Source organism: Halodesulfovibrio sp. MK-HDV (assembly GCF_009914765.1).
In the GTDB taxonomy this organism is placed as follows: Bacteria; Desulfobacterota; Desulfovibrionia; order Desulfovibrionales; family Desulfovibrionaceae; genus Halodesulfovibrio.
The window spans coordinates 87,158-106,593 of record NZ_WYDS01000005.1; the positions used below are offsets into that span (position 1 = coordinate 87,158).

Genomic DNA, 19,436 nt, shown 5'->3' on the forward strand with positions numbered 1-19,436 from the left:
GAACCTCGTGCTCTCGCCAGAAATCTCCGTGTCTTACGCTAACGAAATTTTAAAAGCAAATAATAAAATAAATCTGGAAAAAATATATCCTGCTGTGCAATGTAATGCAAGCTGAGTCCTAAATACTTGCTCTTCTTGTTTCTGACTGTTACTTCCAGAAATTGAGTCATTGTAAACTACTGCTGTATCCGACAATTATACAGTGTAGAACAACATCATACTATAAGGAGGCCGCTCACATGCTCGCGATTCTTGAGTACAAAGCGGGAAACCAGACAAGCGTTAAACGCGCGCTTGACCATCTTGGTATCCCAAATAAAATTACAGCAAACCCTGATGAAGTGTTGGCGGCTCATGGAATTATTTTCCCTGGCGTCGGTGCCGCAGGTCAGGCAATGGAAGAATTAGAAGCTTCCGGCCTTGAATCTGTGCTTCGTAAAGCTATTGAACAGGGAAAGCCGCTGCTCGGTATCTGTGTTGGTTGTCAGATTATGCTCGATTACAGTCAGGAAGGTAACACCAAGACTCTTGGTATTATCCCTGGTCAGTGCAATCTGTTTAATGATGAATGGAAAGACATGAACGGTGACCCGATTCGTGTTCCTCATATGGGTTGGAATAAGCTTACGCAGCATAAGCCATGCGAACTGCTTAAAGGCATCAGCGACGAAGATGAATTCTACTTTGTACATTCATATTTCCCTGAGCCAGATCCTGAATACGTTATTGCCACAACACAATATGGTTATGAGTTCTGTTCTATCCACGGTGGCCCCGGTTTGTGGGCCGTTCAGTTCCATCCGGAAAAAAGTGGTCGTGCAGGACTTCGCCTGATCAAAAACTTCTACAACTACTGTGAGGAGGCCGCTAATGCTAAGTAAGCGTATTATCCCGTGCCTCGACGTACGCGATGGAAGATTGACAAAAGGTATCAAATTTAAAGGTAACGTCGATATCGGTGACCCCGTAGAAACTGCCAAGAAGTACTACGAAGAAGGCGCCGACGAAATCGTATTTTACGACATCACAGCGTCCCACGAAGGCCGCGGTATCTTCCTTGATGTTGTAGAAAAAGTTGCTTCAACTATCTTTATCCCGTTCTCCGTAGGCGGCGGCATCAACTCAGTGCAAGATATGCGCGATGCCCTTAACGCCGGTGCAGAGAAGGTTTCCGTGAACTCCGGTGCCGTTAAAAATCCTGATATTATCAGTGAAGGTGCAGCACGTTTCGGGAATCAGGCAATCGTACTCGGTATGGACGTAAAGCAGGTTCCAGTAACCGCTGAGCTCCCTTCCGGCTACGAAATCGTTATTCATGGTGGCAGAAAGCACATGGGTATGGATGCAATCGAATGGGCAAAAACCGCTGAAGCACTCGGTGCTGGCGAAATTTGCGTTAACTCCATTGATGCAGACGGTACCAAAGACGGCTACGAGCTTAACCTCACCCGCACCATAGCAGACGCTGTAAACATCCCGATCATCGCCTCCGGCGGTGCAGGGAATCCTCAGCACATGTACGATGCCGTGACCGAAGGCAAAGCAACAGCCGCGCTGATAGCCTCTATCGTTCATTATGGTGAATACACCATCCCTGAACTTAAGCGCCAGATGGCTGCCATGGGCGCAAAAATGCGCATGAGCTGGTAAGTTATATAGCCTTCGGCGACTCTCCGAGGGGCAAGGGCTCTGCCCTGCACCCGTAAGATGTTTGCCTCCGGCGGCTGGGCTGAAACTTTTGCAAAGTTTCCCCCAGACCCCCTTCAAAACTTTTTGTTATGCGATGAAATTCCGTAGAAATAGTTTTCACGCGGCTTAACTTCACTGACTTGAATAGTAAAAAGGCTGTCCTTCTTCAGAGGGACAGCCTTTTTTTGTAATAAAATAAAGGAAGGTCAGCGTATTCGCGGCTTCCAACGCAATTAATGGTGGAAAGAAACGCGTATAATCGGGGTTAAGGGGACGTGTCCCCTTGCGGGGGTGCAGGGGGCAGAGCCCGCCTGCCCGTCGGAGACATCCTGCCGATAGGCACCGTCGGAGACATCCCGCTGATAAGCGTCACCACCGAAGGTAGCTAAATATCTAATTCAAGCCATACAGGGCAGTGATCGGAGCCGAGCTGCGTGTCTTCGATCCACGCGTCCTTGATGACGTCTTTGAGTTCTTCAGACACAAAGAAGTAGTCGATACGCCAACCGGTGTTGTTTTTGCGTGCACTGAAGCGGTAAGACCACCACGAGTACTTGTCTTTGGCGTCTGGGTTAACGTGCCGGAAGGTGTCCACGTAGCCAGCAGCTACGAGCTTGTCGAGCCATTCGCGTTCGATTGGCAGGAAGCCGGAGGTGCCTTCGTTCGGCTTAGGCCGTGCGAGATCGACGGGCTTGTGCGCAGTGTTGAAATCGCCGCATACGACGATAGGCTTGGTTTTGCGTAACTCTTCTGCGTGCTCGAGGAAAGCATCGTAGAAACCAAGCTTGTATTCGAGCCGCTCTTCGCCTGCCTGCCCGTTCGGGAAATATATGTTGAAGTAGTGGAACGCCTCGAATTCGAGGTGGATCACACGCCCTTCACCCTGATACTTGGAATCGGGAAGATCGTAACTTACACTGAGCGGTCTGATCTTGGAAAAGACTGCTGTGCCTGAGTATCCCTTTTTGACGGTGGAACCGAGCCAATAACTGTAGATGCCTTCGGGATGCCGGTCTTCTTCGGCAATCTGCTCAGGCATAGCCTTGGTTTCCTGCACGCCGACAACGTCTGCGCCGTTTTCTTCGAACCACTGCCACTCGGGCTTTTTCCGCACGGCACGAAAGCCGTTCACATTCCAGGATGTAAGTTTCATATATATTTCCTCAAGCTGGTATATTTTGCTGCTCAGAAGGTATATCAGCGACTGTAAGTCGTCAATTAGGAATTATTCCTAGTTTGTACTCATTGCTTGATACAAAACGCAGGTATATGGTGGCGGTTTGAATTACTAAACTGATTTGGATCGTAGTCAGAATCGAATGACAACGCGATCTAGTTTTTTCTTCTCGTTTTCAAATCCCTCTTTGAAGGAGATAGATACATTATGATTCAGGCATGCGAAGCAAGACGCGAAAAATTACGCGCACTCATGGATGAAAAAGGGATTGATGCTCTTTTTATCAGTCACGAAGCAAACCGCTATTACTTGTCCGGCTTTGAATTACATGACGGACAAAAGAATGAATATGCTGGCTATCTGCTGATTACAAAGGATGGAAAGGACTGGCTGTTTACTGATTCCCGCTATTGGGACGCAGCTAAACGGTTGTGGGATGCGTCGCGGGTATTCATTTACCGCTCGAATCCTGCTGGCTCTATTAATGCGCACATTAAGCAGCTTGGGTATAAGAAGGTCGGGTTCGAAGCTCGCACTATTCCGTATGCCTTCCAGAAAGCCTTTGCAGAAGACTTGAATTGCATAGAGGGCGACGGCCTTGTGGAAGAGCTGCGTATTATTAAGGACGCGCATGAAATTGCGTGTATGAAAAAGTCTTGTGCGTTGAACCATAAGCTTATGCAGTGGGTTCCTTCTGTTTGCCGACCGGGGCGCACAGAACGGGCAGTGGCATGGGATATTGAGAAATTTTTCCGTGATAACGGCGCAAGCGAATTGGCATTTGCCTCGATTGTTGCTGTTGGACCGAACGCGGCGCTGCCGCATGCTATTCCGGGTGACACTGTGATCTCTGAAGAGTGTCCTGTTCTTATTGATGTAGGGTGCCGTTTAGATGATTATTGCTCTGACCAGACCAGAACCATCTGGGTTGGCTCGAATCCGACTGACGAGTTCAAACGGACGATGGAGTTTGTTCGAACTGCACAGGATGCAGCCATTGCATCCATGGAACCGGGACAGCCTGCAAAAGCGGCACATGGTGTTGCAGTTAATGTATTTAAAGATGCAGGTGTTGCAGAATATTTCACACATTCTCTTGGGCATGGTGTCGGGCTGGAAACGCATGAAGCACCATCTGTAAATCCACGTTCAGAAGCTATTTTACAACCGGGAATGGTCATCACTGCCGAGCCTGGATTGTACTATCCGGAATGGGGTGGAATTCGCTGGGAACACATGATCCATGTGACTGAAAATGGTGTCGAAAGAATGTAACTGACAGCATGGTACGTATCCGTATCATATTGTTTCCATTAGTTTTCTAGACTTTATAACGTCCACGGTGCTTTATAGGCATCGTGGGCTTTTTTGTAATCCTGATACTCCCTAGAATCCTTCCAGTTATCCTACCCCTAACTCTGTTTATCAACGTCCAGCCGTATTCTGAGTGCTACACTTATGCGTACTTAGAACAGGTACTCGTACGTGACCACGGGAGGGCATGGTATGACAAAGATATTTCAATGTTTCGCACTTGTTTCATGTTTGTGCTTAGTCAGCGCAACAATTTCTTCTGCAGCATATACTCAGCAGCAATGTGACAAATTTTACTTTTCCGCTCAGTATGACGAAGCGTTTCAATGCATTGAGTTTATGGCAACAGAAGGCGACCCGCAGTCACAGTTTAATTTGGCCGTATTGTATCATTTAGGGCAAGGTGTTGAGAAAGATACATCTAAGACCATTCTTTGGCTGACACGTGCCGCAGAGAACGGACATCCTAATGCTCAGTTCGGTGTTGGTGCTGCATATGAAGCAGGCTTTGGTGTTGATAAAGACTTAACCACCGCTGTTATGTGGTACATTAAAGCCGCGAATCAGGGGCATGCAGCAGCTCAGACGAACTTAGGCGTTATGTATGGAAACGGTGAAGGTGTTGAGCGAAATTCTATTGAAGCGTTAAAGTGGTTTAGACTTGCTGCATCAAGCGGAAGTGACAAGGCAAAACGCAACGCAGAAGTTCTTGCAGAGCATATGTCTCATGAAGAGATTTTAGAAGCAGATGCCATGGCAGCAGCGTGGGAACCGGTATTCGCAGATAATGCTAATTCGCTTCCAAATTCATCAGTACGTAAGTGAGGTTGGTATGTTAAAGCTTTTAGAAGGGTTTGATGACGCAACAATCGCCGTTGAAGCAACTGGCGAAATCACACATAAAGATTACGAAGAAGTGATCATTCCCCGTGTGAAAGAAATTTTGAAAACGTATGACAAGGTGAGTTGCTTTATGCACTTTACGGAAGACACAAAGTACTCCGCAGGCGCAATGGCAACCGATGCCGTGTTTGGAATCAGGCATTTGTTCTCTTGGCATAGAGTCGCCATCGTAACTGATATCCCTTGGGTTCATAAATCCGCAGGATATATTCTGCCGATTATGCCGTTTGAAGCAAAAGTTTTTGTAGAAGATGAATATGAATTCGCGAAGACGTGGTTGGAAAGCTAGCAATCTTTCACTGTGTGATACAGTGTTTATATATAAAAGAGGCTGCTCCGATTAGATCGGAGCAGCCCTTTTTCTTATTTCTTTTTGCAGCGCCCTGCGTATGCCTTCGCGAGTCCCCCTGTGGAAGTTTCGCGGTACAGGCTTGGCAGATCGTGCCCTGTTTGCTTCATAACGTGCACCACTTCATCAAAGGTGATGTGGTGTGTGCCGTCAGAAAGAATAGCCATCTGTGCACAAGAAAGTGCACGGGTGGCGGCACAGGCGTTACGTTCGATGCAAGGAATCTGCACCAAGCCGTCAACGGGGTCACATGTGAGCCCTAAATGGTGCTCAAGACCCATTTCTGCTGCGTATTCAATTTGTCTTAATGTTCCGCCCAGTAATTCTGCGGCAGCTCCTGCCGCCATCGCACATGCGGAACCAACTTCGCCCTGACAACCAACTTCTGCACCGGAAATTGAGCCATTAAATTTAATGACATTACCAAACAGACCTGCGGTTGCCAGTGCCCGCAGAATATCGCGACGGTTGAGCTGCTGTTGTTTCTGCAAGTAATAGAGAACTGCTGGAACAACGCCGCTTGCGCCGCATGTAGGTGAGGTGACGATAATGCCGCCACCTGCGTTTTCTTCAGACACAGCAAGCGCGAAGGCCGTAATAAGCCCTGTCTGCTGCATCTCACTTGAGGCATTTTGACATCTTCTATGGAAGCGCCATGCCTGCCTGCTAAGCCCGATAGAACCCGGTAATACACCTTGGTTTTCAAGCCCGCGTTTTACTGCTGTTTCCATTGTTTCCCAGACAGTTTCCAGAAAATCAAAAATAGTTTGCCCTTCGCATTCCACTACATATTCCCAGTACGTGATGCCTTTTTGCGAACAGTAATCCATAATTTCTTTGACTGTCGTGAGCGGGTAAACAGCGTCGCTTTCTTTGTCTTCCTCACCAAGCTCGCGGATTGCTCCGCCACCTATACTGAAGAAGGTGCGAGAACCTAAAAGTTCTCCCTGTTCATCAAACGCTTCAAATGTCATGGCGTTTGGATGTTCCGGCAAACATTTTTCAGGATGCCATTTAATGGTTGTGTACTCTTCGCCGAGAACTTCTAGCACTGCCTGATCAGTAAGGTGGCCTTTGCCTGTTGCTGCAAGACTTTCGTACAGGTGCACAACATACCGGAAAGCATGTGTGTACTGCTGTAAAAAGAGTTCTGCAGCCCGTTTTGGGCCCATAGTATGGCTAGAAGAAGGTCCGACACCAATTCTGTACAATTCACGAATGGATTTCATAACAGTTCATCTCCATCTCAAATGTAGAATCGTCTGCCGCTCGACCTCAACATTGCGGTTTAAACAATTTTTTACATTTGCGAGAAAACAATTTTTTTGTATTCAGCACCATTGTCTAGCACACAATCAAAATACCGCCTGAGAAGCAAGCTTTTCCAAAACGTTTTTTCTATCTCATTAAAATCGCTGAACACTGTTTACTATGTATGCACAAGCAAATACTAACAAGGCTAATGGTAACGGTCTTAAAAAAGAAGCAATTACTCTTTTTTTAGACGATATGAGTAACACTCTCAAAGGTGTGTGCGGCTGTGGTTTACAGTGTTTACGCGTTTGTAATTACCTGATTTTTCTTGCAAATCTTGAAGCTTGCTATTAGGTGAGTGCTACTTCAATTGCATAAAAACGACTGAATTGAACGAGGGACGATACACTTTTTGAAGCAGCCAAGGGGAATGGTTGCTTTATCCTCAAATCACATCAGGAGAGAATGTGACACGTCGTGTAATCCAACTTATTGTTATTTGTTCTATGGTGTTAGCTTCTGTTGCTGCTCAGGCGGCGGGCTTTGGTATTTACGAGTTCAGTGCTCGCGCTAACGCGCTTGGCAACTCCGTAATGGCTGGTAAAGCAGACCCATCTTCTATGGCTCTTAACCCTGCCCAGTTGACTCAGCTGGAAGGAACTCAAATTGCTGTTGGTGCAACCGGGATTTATCCGAGAGCAACAGTAGAAATTGATGCTCCGGCAGCAGATGCTGGTTCATATGATGGCGAAAGTACTTTGTGGACTATGCCACATCTGTACGTAGCTCATAAGCTTAACGAGAAATTTTCTTTAGGCATTGGTGTTTTTTCTCGCTTTGGTCTTGGTACTGAATTCGACAGTACATGGCCTGGTGCAACCGATGTGTATAAAGTTCAAATTAAATCTGTCTCCATTAATCCGCTTGTTGGCTATAACATTACCGACAATCTTTCTATCGCTATCGGCCCGGAAATTATGTGGTTCGATTTTAATTTAGAAAAGAAACAGCCTTTGGGCGCTGTTTTTGGTGATACAGAGATGGGCGGTGATAGTTGGGGAGCGGGTCTTTCCCTTGGTGTTCGTTACCAATGGACAGACTGGTTATCACTCGGTGCCAGCTATCGTTCAGAGATTACGCAGAAAGTTAAGGGTGACATTAAAACAACTTTCGGTAGTGCTACTCTTAAAGATACCAGCGCATCCGGAAAGATCACTCTGCCAGAGCAGATCGGCTTTGGTATTAACGTAAAGCCAATTGATAAGCTGAGTGTTGAAGTTGGTGCCACTTGGATTGGATGGAGCAGCTACGAAGAGCTGACAGTCGAATTCGAAGGTGGACCATTCACCAAAAAAAGTGACTACAAAGATACTTGGCGTTACAACATTGGTGCAGAGTACAATCTTACAGAAAATTGGGATTTACGTGCCAGTTATGTGTACGACAACTCTCCGCTTAATGGCGACAGTTTGAGTTACATGGTTCCTGCGAACGATCGTCAGATTGTCGGTGTGGGCGTAGGTTGGCATAACGAAACATGGTCTGTTGATGCAAGTTACTCATACCTTTTCATGGCTGATAGTTCCAGATCGGTAGAAGTATCGAATGCTGATACTACCAAATATACTCAGGATGCAGAGTTTAAAAACGGTGATGCGCAGCTTGTTGCGTTGACTGTTGGCTATAAATTCTAGCCAGCTAGGCTTTTATACTTTTAAGAGCCTCCGGCGGCTTAAGAACCCTGTTACACTGTCGCTAGCTGTAATCTCTCATTCTTTGAGAACAGCTACCGCTTTGGAAAAGGGCTTCTTAAGAATCTCCTAAAACTTTTACGTGCGAGCTTAGCATGTTGTTTCCTTAGCCTCGCGGCTTACGCTCCACCACCTTTCATAAAACATAAAAGGGCTGTCCTATTTAAATAGGACAGCCCTTTTTTATTATTTAAGTCAGTGACGTTAAGCCGCGTGAAATAATAATCAACGAGCGTTCTTCGCAGAATAAAGGTTTCTGGAGATTCTTAAGAACCTCTTGCAAGAGGTTCTTAAGCCGCCGGAGGCAAACGTCGTAGACTCGCCAAAGGCATTTCTACGATCTTACCAAAGACAGCTTAAAATTCAATATGCTGCGGTGTGCGTGGGAACGGGATAACGTCGCGAATGTTGGTGATACCGGTCACGAGCATAAGCAAACGTTCGAAGCCCATGCCGAAGCCAGCGTGCGGCACAGAGCCAAAGCGACGAAGATCGGTGTACCACCAGTAGTCTTCAGGATTCTGACCCATTTCGTTGATGCGCTCGAGGAGCACGTCCATACGCTCTTCACGCTGTGATCCGCCGATGAGTTCACCAATGCGCGGTACGAGAACGTCCATTGCAGCAACGGTCTTGCCGTCATCGTTCATGCGCATGTAGAATGCTTTAATGTCCTTAGGGTAATCGTATACGATTACAGGGCGCTTAAAGTGATCTTCTGCAAGGTAACGCTCGTGCTCTGTCTGGAGATCGATGCCCCATTCAACAGGGAATTCCCATTTTTTCTTGGTAGCTGCGAGCAGTTCTACTGCTTCGGTGTAACTTACGCGTGCAAATGGCTCGTTGATGATGTTTTCAAGACGACCCATGAGCTCTTTGTCGACGAATTTGGCGAAGAGGTTGATGTCTTCTGCGCAGTTCTCAAGAATGTGCTTAACAACATACTTGGTCATTTCTTCTGCGAGATCCATGTTGTCTTCGTTATCAGCAAACGCAACTTCCGGTTCGATCATCCAGAACTCAGCAGCGTGGCGCGGAGTGTTGGAGTTTTCAGCACGGAAAGTTGGGCCGAATGTGTATACCTTGCCAAGACCCATAGCGAGCAGTTCTGCTTCGAGCTGACCGGATACGGTAAGGTTTGCTTCGCGACCGAAGAAGTCTTCGTCGAAAACAGAACCTTCTTTAGGAGCCTCTACACCGGTTACTGGAAGGGTAGAAACGCGGAACATTTCGCCAGCGCCTTCGCAGTCTGAACCTGTGAGAATAGGGGTGTGTACGTTGAAGAAGCCCTTGTCGCGGTAAAATTTGTGTACAGCGAATGCTGCTTCGGAGCGGATACGGAAAGCAGCACCGAATTTGTTGGTACGAGGGCGAAGATGCGCAATCTGACGAAGGAATTCATCGGAGTGACGTTTTTTCTGCAACGGGAAATCGTCTGCATCAGCAGCGCCGAGCAGCTTGAGTTCTGTAGCGCGAACTTCCCATTTCTGTCCTTTACCCGGAGATGGTACAAGTTCACCGTGTACTTCAACAGCTGCGCCTGTGCTTACATCTTTAATAATCTCGTAGGTCGGTACTGATTCGTCGACGATGGCTTGCAAGTTTGTGAGGCAAGAGCCGTCATTCAGCTCAAGAAAAGAAAATCCTTTTGCGTCACGGCGGGTACGTACCCAGCCGCAAATTTTAACTTCTTTAGAAGCCTCTTCTGCCTGCAATGCATCAACAATGGGGGTTCTACGCATGTCCCTGTCTCCTTACAGTCGTATGGCGGTATACAAAACCATGGTTGGTTTCGTTATTTACTTGGTATTGAAGCTCTATAACTGACTTGCAAGTCCACTGCAATTTGATATTACTTGCATTCGCAAAGATGATTCAGATTCGTGGAGTGGTAGAAATGTTATTCAAAAATACAAAATGACCATCTGTTTATGTAAAGACAGGCGCTGAGGTGGCTATTTTATAACGGAAAAGCCCCGCGTGCTGTGGAATTGGTGTTAATATGATAAGAAAGGGCTTGCGTACTTGCAACAGCTTGGGGCAAACAGTACAAAAAATGTCGGATGTGAAACAAATTTAAAAAATCACACTGACCCGCCTGTCACGATGATTCTTGTTTATGCACCTTAACCTTCTGAAAGACCGGTCCGGAGGACGCATGGTTCAAAGAATTTTAATGGCAGTATTCGCATTACTGCTTCTTATTCCGCAGAGTGCTTCTGCTGCCACCCCTGAATTAAATGCTCAAATAGAATCTATCCTGCGAGAAAAGCCGGAGATTTTGCTCAACATTATTCGTGAAAACAGTGAGCAGGTGCTGGTTGCACTGCGTGAAGGTAACTCAAAAGCTAAGATTGCTGCCATGAAGGCACAATGGAAGCAGGATGTTGCAGTTACTAAAACCGTTGCAACAAATAACCGCGCTATTCGTGGTAATGCAGACGCACCGGTAACTATTATTGCATTTTCAGATTTCACATGCCCTTACTGCGAACGAGCTGCGTTTACATTAAACAGCCTCATGTCGCATTACGGCAAAACCGTGCGTTTCATTTTTAAGAACTACCCGCTTGCATCGCATGAAAATTCACGCCTTGCATCGCAGTACTTTGTTGCTGCAAATAATCTTGATTCTGGAAAAGCATGGAAATTGTACGACGAATTTTTCGCAAACCGCGAAGCTCTCATGGCAGAGGGTGAACCGTATATGAAAAAAGCTGCGGAAAAAGTAGGGCTTGATCCTGAAGAACTCGCAAAAGAAGCTCGTACAGCATCTGTTAACGCTATTATTGATGAAGATATGGCAGACGCAAAAGGTCTCGAACTTGAAGGCACTCCATACTTCCTCGTTAACAATATCCTTATCCGTGGCGCGTTGCCGCTTGATTTGTACTCTGAAGCTGTAGAGATTGCTTTGGATTACGAAAACAAAAAGTAGTACTTGCCGCAAACCGTGCTTTGTCGCGGGAGCAACTGAATATGAAAAGCCTCCGAGTATTTACTCGGAGGTTTTTTTATACACAGTTCACGATTACAAAATTGTAACAAAATGGCGATATTAAGCAAAAACAGTAAAATAGTGGGGCAAGAACTCTTGCAAAGTAGATAACGTTCGGGCTATCTTCCCGTCTCGAATTAGAAATTTAGCATGTACAGGGAGAGTTCATCCGTGCAGAAAACAGTGTATTTTATCGAAGGCGACGGGATCGGAAAAGAAGTGTGGGCATCCGCACGTCCGGTTCTTACTGCTGCGATTGAAAAAGCGTACGGCAAAGAACGTTCCTTGGAATTTAAGGAGCTTCTCGCCGGAGAAAAAGCATTTAACGAGACAGGTGAATACCTGCCGCAGGCTACGTTGACCGCATTACAGAATGCAGAGCTCGCCATTAAAGGCCCGCTTACAACTCCTGTCGGTAAAGGATTCAGAAGCCTGAACGTTACCTTGAGACAGACGCTCGACTTATACGCATGTATTCGTCCTATCCGTTACTATGATGGTATCATTTCACCGGTTAAGCGTCCGGATCTTGTTGATATGGTTGTATTCCGCGAAAATACTGAAGACGTTTATGCTGGTATCGAATTTGAATCCGGCAGCGACGAAGCAAAGCGCCTTATTGCATTTTTCCACGACGAGCTTGGTGTCACTGTGGACCCTACTGCCGGTGTGGGCTTAAAGCCGATTACACCGAACGGTTCCAAGCGCCTTGTACGCAAAGCGTTGGAATTTGCTGTGGCACATGGCAAGCCGAGCGTAACTCTCGTGCATAAAGGTAACATCATGAAATACACCGAAGGCGGCTTCCGCCAGTGGGGATATGATGTTGCTGCTGAAGAGTTTGGCGCGCATACCACCACAGAAGATGCACCAGCAGAAGGCAAAGTGATCGTAAACGATCGCATTGCAGACGCAATGTTCCAGGAAGCACTGATTCGACCTGAACAGTATTCCGTACTTGCGACCACCAACCTTAATGGTGACTACCTTTCTGACGCACTTGCAGCGCAGGTTGGCGGACTCGGTCTAGCACCGGGCGTTAACATGTCTGATAAGCTTGCGCTCTTTGAAGCTACACATGGTACAGCGCCTACTATTGCCGATAAAGACATGGCAAACCCGGGTAGCCTTATTCTTTCCGGTGCAATGATGCTTGAGCATCTTGGCTGGACTGAAGCAGCAGATTCTATTCATTCCGCTGTGAGCAAAGCTATTTCCGCTAAAACCGTAACCTGTGACCTCGCAAGCCAGATGGAAGATGCAAAAACCGTCGGTTGTAAGGCATTTGGTGAGCTGGTGGGAAGTCTCTTGTAGTCGTACTGATCTATATAATACGCAAAAGGGTGGTCTCGCTAGAGGCCACCCTTTTTTTATGGCCTGTTTCGTCATTTAACGACGGGGTAGCCTTTGGCAACTCTCCGAGGGGTCTCCGACGGGCAGGCAGGGTTCCACCCTCCTGCACCTCCCGCAAGGGGCTCGCCCCTTGACCCCTTTTTATCGCGATCAAGCCCGTTCTTTATCGTGTTGGAAGTCGCGAAGAGGCTACCTTTCGTGGGCGGCCATGACAGGCTTCCTCTATTCTCAAATATAGTGCGGGAAAGGTAATGGAGCATAAGCCGCGAGGCAATTTTAAGAAAAGAAAGAACTCGCAAATAAAAAAAGTTTAAAGGGGGGTCTGGGGGGAAACTTTTTAAAAGTTTCCAGCCCAGCCGCCGGAGGCAAAAAGATGCTCTTCCGAAAATGTCATTTTTAACAATTTTGTAAATAATGACAAAAAAACAAGCTTAAAAAACACAAGAATTGACAAAATTGTAAAACAGCAAAAAGTGGGGTGTAGTAAAAACAGCTAGTTACGCTTTTGGCACAGAGTCTGCTTAATATTATGCAAAATCTAAAAAGCAGGAGGTTACTATGTCTGTGTACAAAAGCACGTTGTCCCGAACAGGGTTGATTACAGTAATGACAGTTTTGGCGCTTGGCGCAAGCGCAACAGTAGTACATGCCGAAGACGAGGTTATGTATCTGACACAAACAAACGCGAACATAGTATGGACTCTGCTCGCTGCCATGCTCGTGATGTTTATGCAGGCCGGATTCACTTTGGTTGAATGCGGACTAACTCGATCAAAGAACGCTGGTAACATTCTCATGAAGAACATGTTGGATTTTGCCGTTGGAACTATGATGTTCCTTATGTTTGGTTACGGGTTAATGTTTGGCGGAGATTTTTTTGGGTTGTTTGGAACTGACGGGTTCTTTCTCTCTTTCATCGATGTTCCGTCTGTCACTAGGGATTTCGATATTACATTCTGGCTGTTCCAGTCTGTATTTGCAGCAACAGCGGCAACAATCGTTTCCGGTAGTGTTGCAGAACGTACTAAATTTCAGGCGTACATTTTGATTAGTGTCGTCATCACAGGTCTTATCTACCCTGTAGCAGGCCATTGGGCTTGGGGTGGTCTTACCGGAAGCACGGGCTGGCTCGAATCTTTTGGTTTTGTAGATTTTGCAGGATCAACAGTTGTTCACTCCCTCGGCGGCTGGGTTGCATTAGCAGGTGCCATGGCTGTAGGTCCGCGAATTGGTAAATACATGCCGGACAAAAAGCCGCGTGCGATTCTTGGGCACAATATGCCTATGGCTGGTCTCGGTGTATTTATTCTTTGGTTTGGCTGGTTCGGATTTAACGCCGGATCAACAACCGTAGCTGACGGTAGCATTGGCTACATTGCAATGAATACCAGCTTGGCTGGTTGCGCAGGTATGATTGCAGCCATGATCACAGTATGGATACGTTTTGGTAAGCCGGAAGCATCCATGACTATGAACGGCATCCTTGCCGGACTTGTCGGTGTTACCGCTGGTTGTAGTGAACTTTCACCGTTCGGTGCAATCGCTATCGGCGCAATTTGCGGCGTAGTAGTAGTTCTGGCCATACAGTTTATTGATACCGTTCTGTGCATTGATGACCCTGTAGGCGCTATCTCTGTTCACGGTGTCTGCGGTGCTGTCGGCACCCTCGGCGTTGGTTTATTTGCATCACCAAATTTTGGCTCTGTAACTGGATTTTTCTATAACGGAGATCTGTCACAGTTCGGAGTTCAGCTTTTAGGGGTTGTCGTCTTCTTTGCATGGGCATTCGGCGTCGGCACCGTCTGTTTTAAACTGATTGATAAAGTAGTTGGATTACGCGTTTCCAGCGTTGAAGAAATTAAGGGACTGGATATTACCGAGCATGGTTCTGAAGCCTACAACGGATTCCAGATTTTCAGTGTCGAATAACCTGATTGGAGAAAAACAATGAAGAATGTCGTTGCTTTTATCAGACCAGAACGTCTCCCGCAGGTTAAGCAGGAGTTGTTCGCCAAAGATCTTTTCGGATTGTCTGTTAACAATATTCTTGGGAGCGGACAGCAGAAGGGTTTTACAGAAACGTACCGTGGTGTAACTGAGGAAGTGAATCTTCTTAAGAAGCTGCGTATTGAACTGGTTGTTCATGAAGAACGTTTGAACGACGCTATCTCTGCCATTGAACAAGGCGCCAGAACTGCAACAGAAGGTGATGGTATCATCTACTTCCATAGCATCGAAGGCGTCCGAAGAATTCGAACAGGCGAGGACTTATAGGGACAGAAGAAAGTAGTTTAAAAACTGCGTCTGAGTGCCAGACATACAATTGAAAAAAACAGAAAGGGTAGAGTGTAAAAAACTCTACCCTTTCATTTATTTTTTTTTTGAAATCGTAATGATCGGGTCACAGCGTAAAAAAAATGAGAGACAGCTTACGCTTCATGTTCTTGCAGACGTTTCATTGAAGAAAAAATACTGCTAGTTATGCACTCGGTCTGGCTCGAAAGATTAAAGACGCAGAAGAGTTGAAACAAGTTTGCGGATATGCTCGTGTGGACTGTTTTTGCCAGTCCATAGTTTGAACTGTTTTGCACCCTGTGCTGCGAACATATGCAGGCCGTCTATGTTTTCCAACCTGCTTCTTCTATCCACTTGACTGGCTCGAAATTTTAAAGACTCAGAAGGTTTGAAACGAGTTTACGGATATGCTCGTGTGGAATGTTTTTACCAGTCCATAGTTTGAACTGTTCTGCACCCTGTGCTGCGAACATATGCAGGCCGTCTATGGTTTCCCAACCTGCTTCTTTTGCGGTGCGAAGGAAAGTTGTTTCAAGAGGATTATAAACAAGGTCATACGCCGTGCCGTGCTCTTGAAACATTTCTGCTGTGAACGGAGTCGCATCTACATGCTCGCCGGACATGCCCATAGGGGTTGTGTTTATGACGAGATCTGCATCAACGGAACCGCGATTTTCCCACGCAACGGCGTCAATATTGAACTGTGTTGCAAGATTTTCCGCTCTTTGCGCTGTGCGGTTGCAAATCGTGATGTTGCTGATGCCGAGTTCTTGTAATCCCGCCAAAACAGCCTTTGCAGCTCCTCCTGCACCAAGTACAAGAGCCTTTTTAAGAGTCTTCTTTTTATCTTTGAGCGGCGCCATGAAGCCGAGAACGTCAGTGTTGTCACCAACAATAGCATCATCTTTCCAGTAAAGTGTATTTACTGCGCCGACCTTTTCTGCCCGAGGTGTAATTGTATCAACGTATTCCATGACTGTTTCTTTGTGCGGAATAGTGACGCTTGCCCCATACATAGGCAAAGTTCGGAAGCTTTCCATAAATTCAGCAAGTTTTTCAGGCGGGGTAGGGAATGCCATGTACACGGACTGAAGGGAAAACATATTGAACCCGCTATTGTGCAGGGCGGGGCTCATGGTGTGACCTAGCGGGTGTCCGATGATTCCGTATAATTTTTTTTGAGGAGCAGTCATTGTTTTTCCTTCTATGGGCAGCAGGTTGTGCAGTGCGTTGTTCTGTGTGCCATAGAGTGTAGCTAAGAAAAAACTGAAGGTACAGGGCGGGAATTGAGTGAAGACAACAAAAAAGCGGAGTGCAAACCAAGCACTCCGCTTCAAAAATTCGGGTTTGGGGAGCCACCCCTTGCCATGAATGACCTATGAAAGAAAGAAGGTACTTTAACTATAGCAACCTGCGTGCCAACTTTTGTTTATAGTTTTTATTTTTTAAAAACACAGCAAAATCAACAGGTAGCAGGAAGATGCTCAAAAGGTCGAATGTCGGCGAACGTAAAGTAATTTTTACTCCGGAAAAAGCTTCCGCTATTGGCAAGGGGATTGTGCAAAAAATTTGAACCTCATTTGAATTTGCAAAGTTCGTATTTTCTGCAAATTCAAATGAGGTTCAAATAAAGTTCAGCTATCGACCGACTATGAGTTAAATATCGACCGAATATGCTTCAATTATTGACTAACTATGGACTAAATATAGTTAAAATATGGATTAAATAAGGTTTAAGTATGGGATAAAAGTAGTTACATGTCTGCTTTTATGCAGATCGAAAATTAGTTGATGTACAAGTATCGTTTAATTTTCTGTGTGGGAGTTTTTTCAAACGGCTCAGTTTGTTCAGTAACTTTCATAATTCGGGAGAAACCGGCAACTTTGTTGTTTACGGTGGAGCGGATTTCTTCCAGCAGTTTAAGAACTTTTTCTTCAAGCTTGCTCGCATGCAACGAGCCGAATTCGTCGTCCACTTTACTTCTATCAAGGTGAATACGGGCGATAAGTTTTCTATCTTGTTCGTAGACGATGGTTTCCAGCACCCACGGGGACTGCATAATCATGCCTTCAAGTTCTTCAGGATAAATATTTTCACCACTCGGGCCTACAATGACATTTTTAAGGCGACCTCGAATGTAAAGGAAGTCATCGCTGTCAAATTTACCGAGATCACCAGTTCGGAACCAACCATCGTCTGTGAATACAGATTTCGTAATCTCAGGAGCTTTATAGTACTCCTGCATGACGCATGGGCCTTTTGCGAGGATTTCACCTTCACCAGTTTCTGGGTGCGGATTATCAATCTTCAGCTCGACACCTTCAAGTTTGTACCCTGTAGAGTATAAACGAGTCTGTGCGGGGCCTGTGCCAGCCAGTAACGGGCTGGTTTCAGTCAGTCCGTATCCGATAGCATACGGGAAGTTTGCTTCCTTTAAAAAGCGTTCAACTTCCGGCGCAATAGCTGCGCCGCCGATACAGAAAACACGCAAGCTGCCGCCGAATGTTTCCAGCAACTTTTTTCCGGCAAGGGCGTGCAGTTTAGGACGTGCAGCTTTATATAATAGGCGTTTTGCCCAGCTGCTTGTCAGCTTTGGTAATATTGCAGCTTTAAAAATTTTCTCAATAACAAGTGGAACGGACAACATGACAGTCGGTTTAACTAACGCCATAGCAGGCAATAAGGCGCGCGCTGTAGGCGGCTTATCCATGTAGTTAATATGCGCACCGTTCATAATCGGTAGGATTAATCCGAGTGTGCATTCATATGTATGGGAAAGCGGAAGGATAGAGAGCAGTCTGTCGCCGGGGCCGACTTCAACAATGGAACGAACGGCATATGCATTTGAAACAATGTTGCCATGGGTAAGGACAACCCCTTTGGAATGCCCAGTAGTACCGGAAGTGTAGATGATTGCAGCAACATCGTCTTGAGATACGGTATTTCCAGCAGAAAAAAGACTGACTGAGCCTTTAATTTTCTCTGCGTGTTCCCGCTCAATAAATTTTTGTGTCAGATCACGTGCCTTGTCCAAAAGAGAACGGAATTCACGAAGACCTGCCTTTTTTAATTCCTTCAGCTTTTGCGGCTCTTCGTCAAATGCAACCGGAGAGAATGTTTCCATCAAGAAAAGAATTGGCAGCTCATCATACTGGCCGTCTTCAACTTTATTAAACAGCTTTTGGGAAACAATAACTGCGCTTACTTCAGAATGACGGATGATGTGGTGCACTGCGTCCGGATGAAAATCTGGAAGAATAGGTACAGCGATTGCGCCCATGGCAGTAATTGCAAAATAAGCAATGCCCCAGTTTGGTGTACTTTCACTTAAAATAGCAACCTTGTCGCCAGCATTGATACCATGCTCAACAAGTAGTCCCTGCAACCCCTGAACGGCAGTAGCAAATTCTTTGTAGGTAATGGGGGTTCCGCCAGCATTCGAAAGTGCCGGTTGATCTGGGAACAAATCAGCACTGCGTTCGAGCACAGCGGTCAGTGTATACGTAGAAAGTGGGTACATGGGCGCTCCGTAAAAAATCATCCATTAAAAGCAGTGAATACTGTTCACTGCTAAACGAATTGTCTGTACGCGAAGATGGAGAAGTCTGCAATGCTGCTGACCTCTTTCTAGCTGTCTGTAACAGCATGTCAATTGACCTTTTTGGCTCTTTAAGCATATGAAAATGAGTACAACACTATTTTATAGAAAGGATAATCTCATGATTAAACATATCGTTTGGTTTACTCTCAAAGAAGAAGCTGAAGGCGCATCCGCAGCAGACAACGCAGCTAAGACTGTAGCAATGCTCCGTGATCTTGAAGGAAAAATTCCTTCCCTCAAAACTCTCGACGTTTCTATGGAGTTTACAAGCACCACCACTGAAGACGTGCAGGTGATTCTCCTCTCTACCCACGATGACGAAGCAGGGCTCGCAGATTACGCGAACCACCCGCTGCATGTTGAATGTGTGGGCTTTATCAAAAAAGTTATCTCAGGTCGCAAAGCTATCGATTTTGTAGTTTAGCAATCGGGCATTGTCTCCGACGGCGCTTGCCAGCGGGGCTTTGCCTCCGGCGGCTGGGCTGAAACTGTTCCACTGTCTTTATCCGTAATCTCTCATTCTTCGAGAACGGCTAAAGCTTTGCAAAGTTTCCCCCAGACCCCCATCAAAACTTTTTATTATGCGATGAAATCCCGTAGATATATTTCTCACGCGGCTTGATTCCACTGACTTGAATAGCAAAAAGGCTGTCCTTCATATGATGGACAGCCTTTTTTTTATTTTCAGAAAGGTAGTGTCGATAAGCCGCGAGGTAACATAAAAAACGTGCGCACCTCGCAAAATAAAAGT

At 46.1% G+C, this 19,436-nt stretch carries 17 protein-coding genes; 11 read left to right on the forward strand and 6 right to left on the reverse strand.

Translation table 11 applies throughout. From position 1 onward, the window contains the following. The first annotated feature begins 239 nt into the window (after positions 1–239). Together hisH and hisF are read left to right on the forward strand one after the other, a co-directional pair. Positions 240–881 (forward strand): imidazole glycerol phosphate synthase subunit HisH, encoded by a 642-nt coding sequence (hisH, locus tag MKHDV_RS05325; protein WP_160713007.1) that lies wholly within the window; start codon positions 240–242, stop codon positions 879–881. Next, a complete protein-coding gene (gene hisF, locus MKHDV_RS05330) occupies positions 871–1,650 on the forward strand; it encodes an imidazole glycerol phosphate synthase subunit HisF (protein ID WP_160713009.1) in 780 nt (259 codons plus the stop codon). Before hisH ends, hisF begins: the two co-directional genes overlap by 11 nt. 424 nt (positions 1,651–2,074) lie before the next feature. Here hisF and MKHDV_RS05335 read toward each other — a convergent pair whose 3' ends face one another. Then, complete coding sequence (locus MKHDV_RS05335) at positions 2,075–2,842, reverse strand: exodeoxyribonuclease III (RefSeq protein ID WP_160713011.1); 768 nt, start codon at positions 2,840–2,842, stop codon at positions 2,075–2,077. Between the two features lie 231 nt (positions 2,843–3,073). Between MKHDV_RS05335 and MKHDV_RS05340 the strand changes: the two genes are divergently transcribed. From MKHDV_RS05340 to MKHDV_RS05350, 3 genes are all read left to right on the forward strand, one after another. Next, positions 3,074–4,141: a Xaa-Pro peptidase family protein gene (locus tag MKHDV_RS05340; protein ID WP_160713013.1), complete on the forward strand. Its 1,068-nt coding sequence runs from the start codon at positions 3,074–3,076 to the stop codon at positions 4,139–4,141. Positions 4,142–4,372: 231 nt separating this feature from the next. After that, complete coding sequence (locus tag MKHDV_RS05345) at positions 4,373–5,005, forward strand: tetratricopeptide repeat protein (RefSeq protein ID WP_160713015.1); 633 nt, start codon at positions 4,373–4,375, stop codon at positions 5,003–5,005. A gap of 7 nt (positions 5,006–5,012) precedes the next feature. Then, positions 5,013–5,372 carry an STAS/SEC14 domain-containing protein gene (locus MKHDV_RS05350; protein ID WP_160713017.1) on the forward strand — a complete coding sequence of 120 codons (360 nt, stop codon included), beginning with the start codon at positions 5,013–5,015 and terminating at the stop codon, positions 5,370–5,372. 74 nt (positions 5,373–5,446) lie between these two features. Here the strand turns inward: MKHDV_RS05350 and MKHDV_RS05355 are convergent, their stop codons facing one another. Then, positions 5,447–6,661: an L-serine ammonia-lyase gene (locus tag MKHDV_RS05355; protein ID WP_160713019.1), complete on the reverse strand. Its 1,215-nt coding sequence runs from the start codon at positions 6,659–6,661 to the stop codon at positions 5,447–5,449. 492 nt (positions 6,662–7,153) lie between these two features. On the opposite strand from MKHDV_RS05355, the gene MKHDV_RS05360 reads away from it, so the two are divergent. Continuing rightward, on the forward strand, positions 7,154–8,380 hold the full coding sequence (locus tag MKHDV_RS05360) for an OmpP1/FadL family transporter (RefSeq protein ID WP_160713021.1): 1,227 nt from the start codon (positions 7,154–7,156) through the stop codon (positions 8,378–8,380). A gap of 413 nt (positions 8,381–8,793) precedes the next feature. Here the strand turns inward: MKHDV_RS05360 and asnS are convergent, their stop codons facing one another. Beyond that, positions 8,794–10,179, reverse strand: coding sequence for an asparagine--tRNA ligase (asnS, locus tag MKHDV_RS05365; RefSeq protein ID WP_160713028.1), 1,386 nt, complete (start codon positions 10,177–10,179; stop codon positions 8,794–8,796). A 416-nt stretch (positions 10,180–10,595) separates the two neighbouring features. Here asnS and MKHDV_RS05370 point away from each other — a divergent pair, with 416 nt between their 5' ends. The 4 genes from MKHDV_RS05370 to MKHDV_RS05385 all read left to right on the forward strand — a co-directional run bounded on the left by MKHDV_RS05370 (position 10,596) and on the right by MKHDV_RS05385 (position 15,062). Further along, positions 10,596–11,375 (forward strand): thioredoxin domain-containing protein, encoded by a 780-nt coding sequence (locus MKHDV_RS05370; RefSeq protein ID WP_160713030.1) that lies wholly within the window; start codon positions 10,596–10,598, stop codon positions 11,373–11,375. Between the two features lie 231 nt (positions 11,376–11,606). Beyond that, positions 11,607–12,749: an NADP-dependent isocitrate dehydrogenase gene (gene icd / locus MKHDV_RS05375; protein WP_160713032.1), complete on the forward strand. Its 1,143-nt coding sequence runs from the start codon at positions 11,607–11,609 to the stop codon at positions 12,747–12,749. 597 nt (positions 12,750–13,346) lie between these two features. Beyond that, the gene (locus tag MKHDV_RS05380) at positions 13,347–14,717 is read left to right on the forward strand and encodes an ammonium transporter (RefSeq protein WP_160713034.1); all 1,371 of its coding nucleotides are present in this window, start codon (positions 13,347–13,349) and stop codon (positions 14,715–14,717) included. Positions 14,718–14,735: 18 nt separating this feature from the next. Continuing rightward, complete coding sequence (locus tag MKHDV_RS05385; protein ID WP_160713036.1) at positions 14,736–15,062, forward strand: P-II family nitrogen regulator; 327 nt, start codon at positions 14,736–14,738, stop codon at positions 15,060–15,062. Positions 15,063–15,293: 231 nt separating this feature from the next. Here MKHDV_RS05385 and MKHDV_RS05390 read toward each other — a convergent pair whose 3' ends face one another. From MKHDV_RS05390 to MKHDV_RS05400, 3 genes are all read right to left on the reverse strand, one after another. Beyond that, entirely contained in the window at positions 15,294–15,437 is a 144-nt protein-coding gene (locus MKHDV_RS05390; RefSeq protein WP_216846861.1) for a hypothetical protein, read from the reverse strand. 17 nt (positions 15,438–15,454) lie between these two features. Beyond that, complete coding sequence (gene aroE / locus MKHDV_RS05395) at positions 15,455–16,276, reverse strand: shikimate dehydrogenase (RefSeq protein ID WP_160713040.1); 822 nt, start codon at positions 16,274–16,276, stop codon at positions 15,455–15,457. 591 nt (positions 16,277–16,867) lie between these two features. After that, positions 16,868–18,604 (reverse strand): AMP-binding protein, encoded by a 1,737-nt coding sequence (locus MKHDV_RS05400; protein WP_160713042.1) that lies wholly within the window; start codon positions 18,602–18,604, stop codon positions 16,868–16,870. A 199-nt stretch (positions 18,605–18,803) separates the two neighbouring features. On the opposite strand from MKHDV_RS05400, the gene MKHDV_RS05405 reads away from it, so the two are divergent. Beyond that, positions 18,804–19,109 (forward strand): Dabb family protein, encoded by a 306-nt coding sequence (locus tag MKHDV_RS05405; protein WP_160713044.1) that lies wholly within the window; start codon positions 18,804–18,806, stop codon positions 19,107–19,109. Positions 19,110–19,436 lie beyond the last annotated feature (327 nt).

Coding starts and splice junctions, on each gene's coding strand:
- MKHDV_RS05380 (WP_160713034.1), top strand. CDS start 13,347: ATGTCTGTGTACAAAAGCACGTTGTCCCGAACAGGGTTGATTACAGTA.
- MKHDV_RS05340 (WP_160713013.1), top strand. CDS start 3,074: ATGATTCAGGCATGCGAAGCAAGACGCGAAAAATTACGCGCACTCATG.
- MKHDV_RS05345 (WP_160713015.1), top strand. CDS start 4,373: ATGACAAAGATATTTCAATGTTTCGCACTTGTTTCATGTTTGTGCTTA.
- MKHDV_RS05405 (WP_160713044.1), top strand. CDS start 18,804: ATGATTAAACATATCGTTTGGTTTACTCTCAAAGAAGAAGCTGAAGGC.
- MKHDV_RS05350 (WP_160713017.1), top strand. CDS start 5,013: ATGTTAAAGCTTTTAGAAGGGTTTGATGACGCAACAATCGCCGTTGAA.
- MKHDV_RS05385 (WP_160713036.1), top strand. CDS start 14,736: ATGAAGAATGTCGTTGCTTTTATCAGACCAGAACGTCTCCCGCAGGTT.
- MKHDV_RS05370 (WP_160713030.1), top strand. CDS start 10,596: ATGGTTCAAAGAATTTTAATGGCAGTATTCGCATTACTGCTTCTTATT.
- asnS (WP_160713028.1), bottom strand. CDS start 10,179: ATGCGTAGAACCCCCATTGTTGATGCATTGCAGGCAGAAGAGGCTTCT.
- hisF (WP_160713009.1), top strand. CDS start 871: ATGCTAAGTAAGCGTATTATCCCGTGCCTCGACGTACGCGATGGAAGA.
- MKHDV_RS05335 (WP_160713011.1), bottom strand. CDS start 2,842: ATGAAACTTACATCCTGGAATGTGAACGGCTTTCGTGCCGTGCGGAAA.
- MKHDV_RS05400 (WP_160713042.1), bottom strand. CDS start 18,604: ATGTACCCACTTTCTACGTATACACTGACCGCTGTGCTCGAACGCAGT.
- MKHDV_RS05355 (WP_160713019.1), bottom strand. CDS start 6,661: ATGAAATCCATTCGTGAATTGTACAGAATTGGTGTCGGACCTTCTTCT.
- hisH (WP_160713007.1), top strand. CDS start 240: ATGCTCGCGATTCTTGAGTACAAAGCGGGAAACCAGACAAGCGTTAAA.
- aroE (WP_160713040.1), bottom strand. CDS start 16,276: ATGACTGCTCCTCAAAAAAAATTATACGGAATCATCGGACACCCGCTA.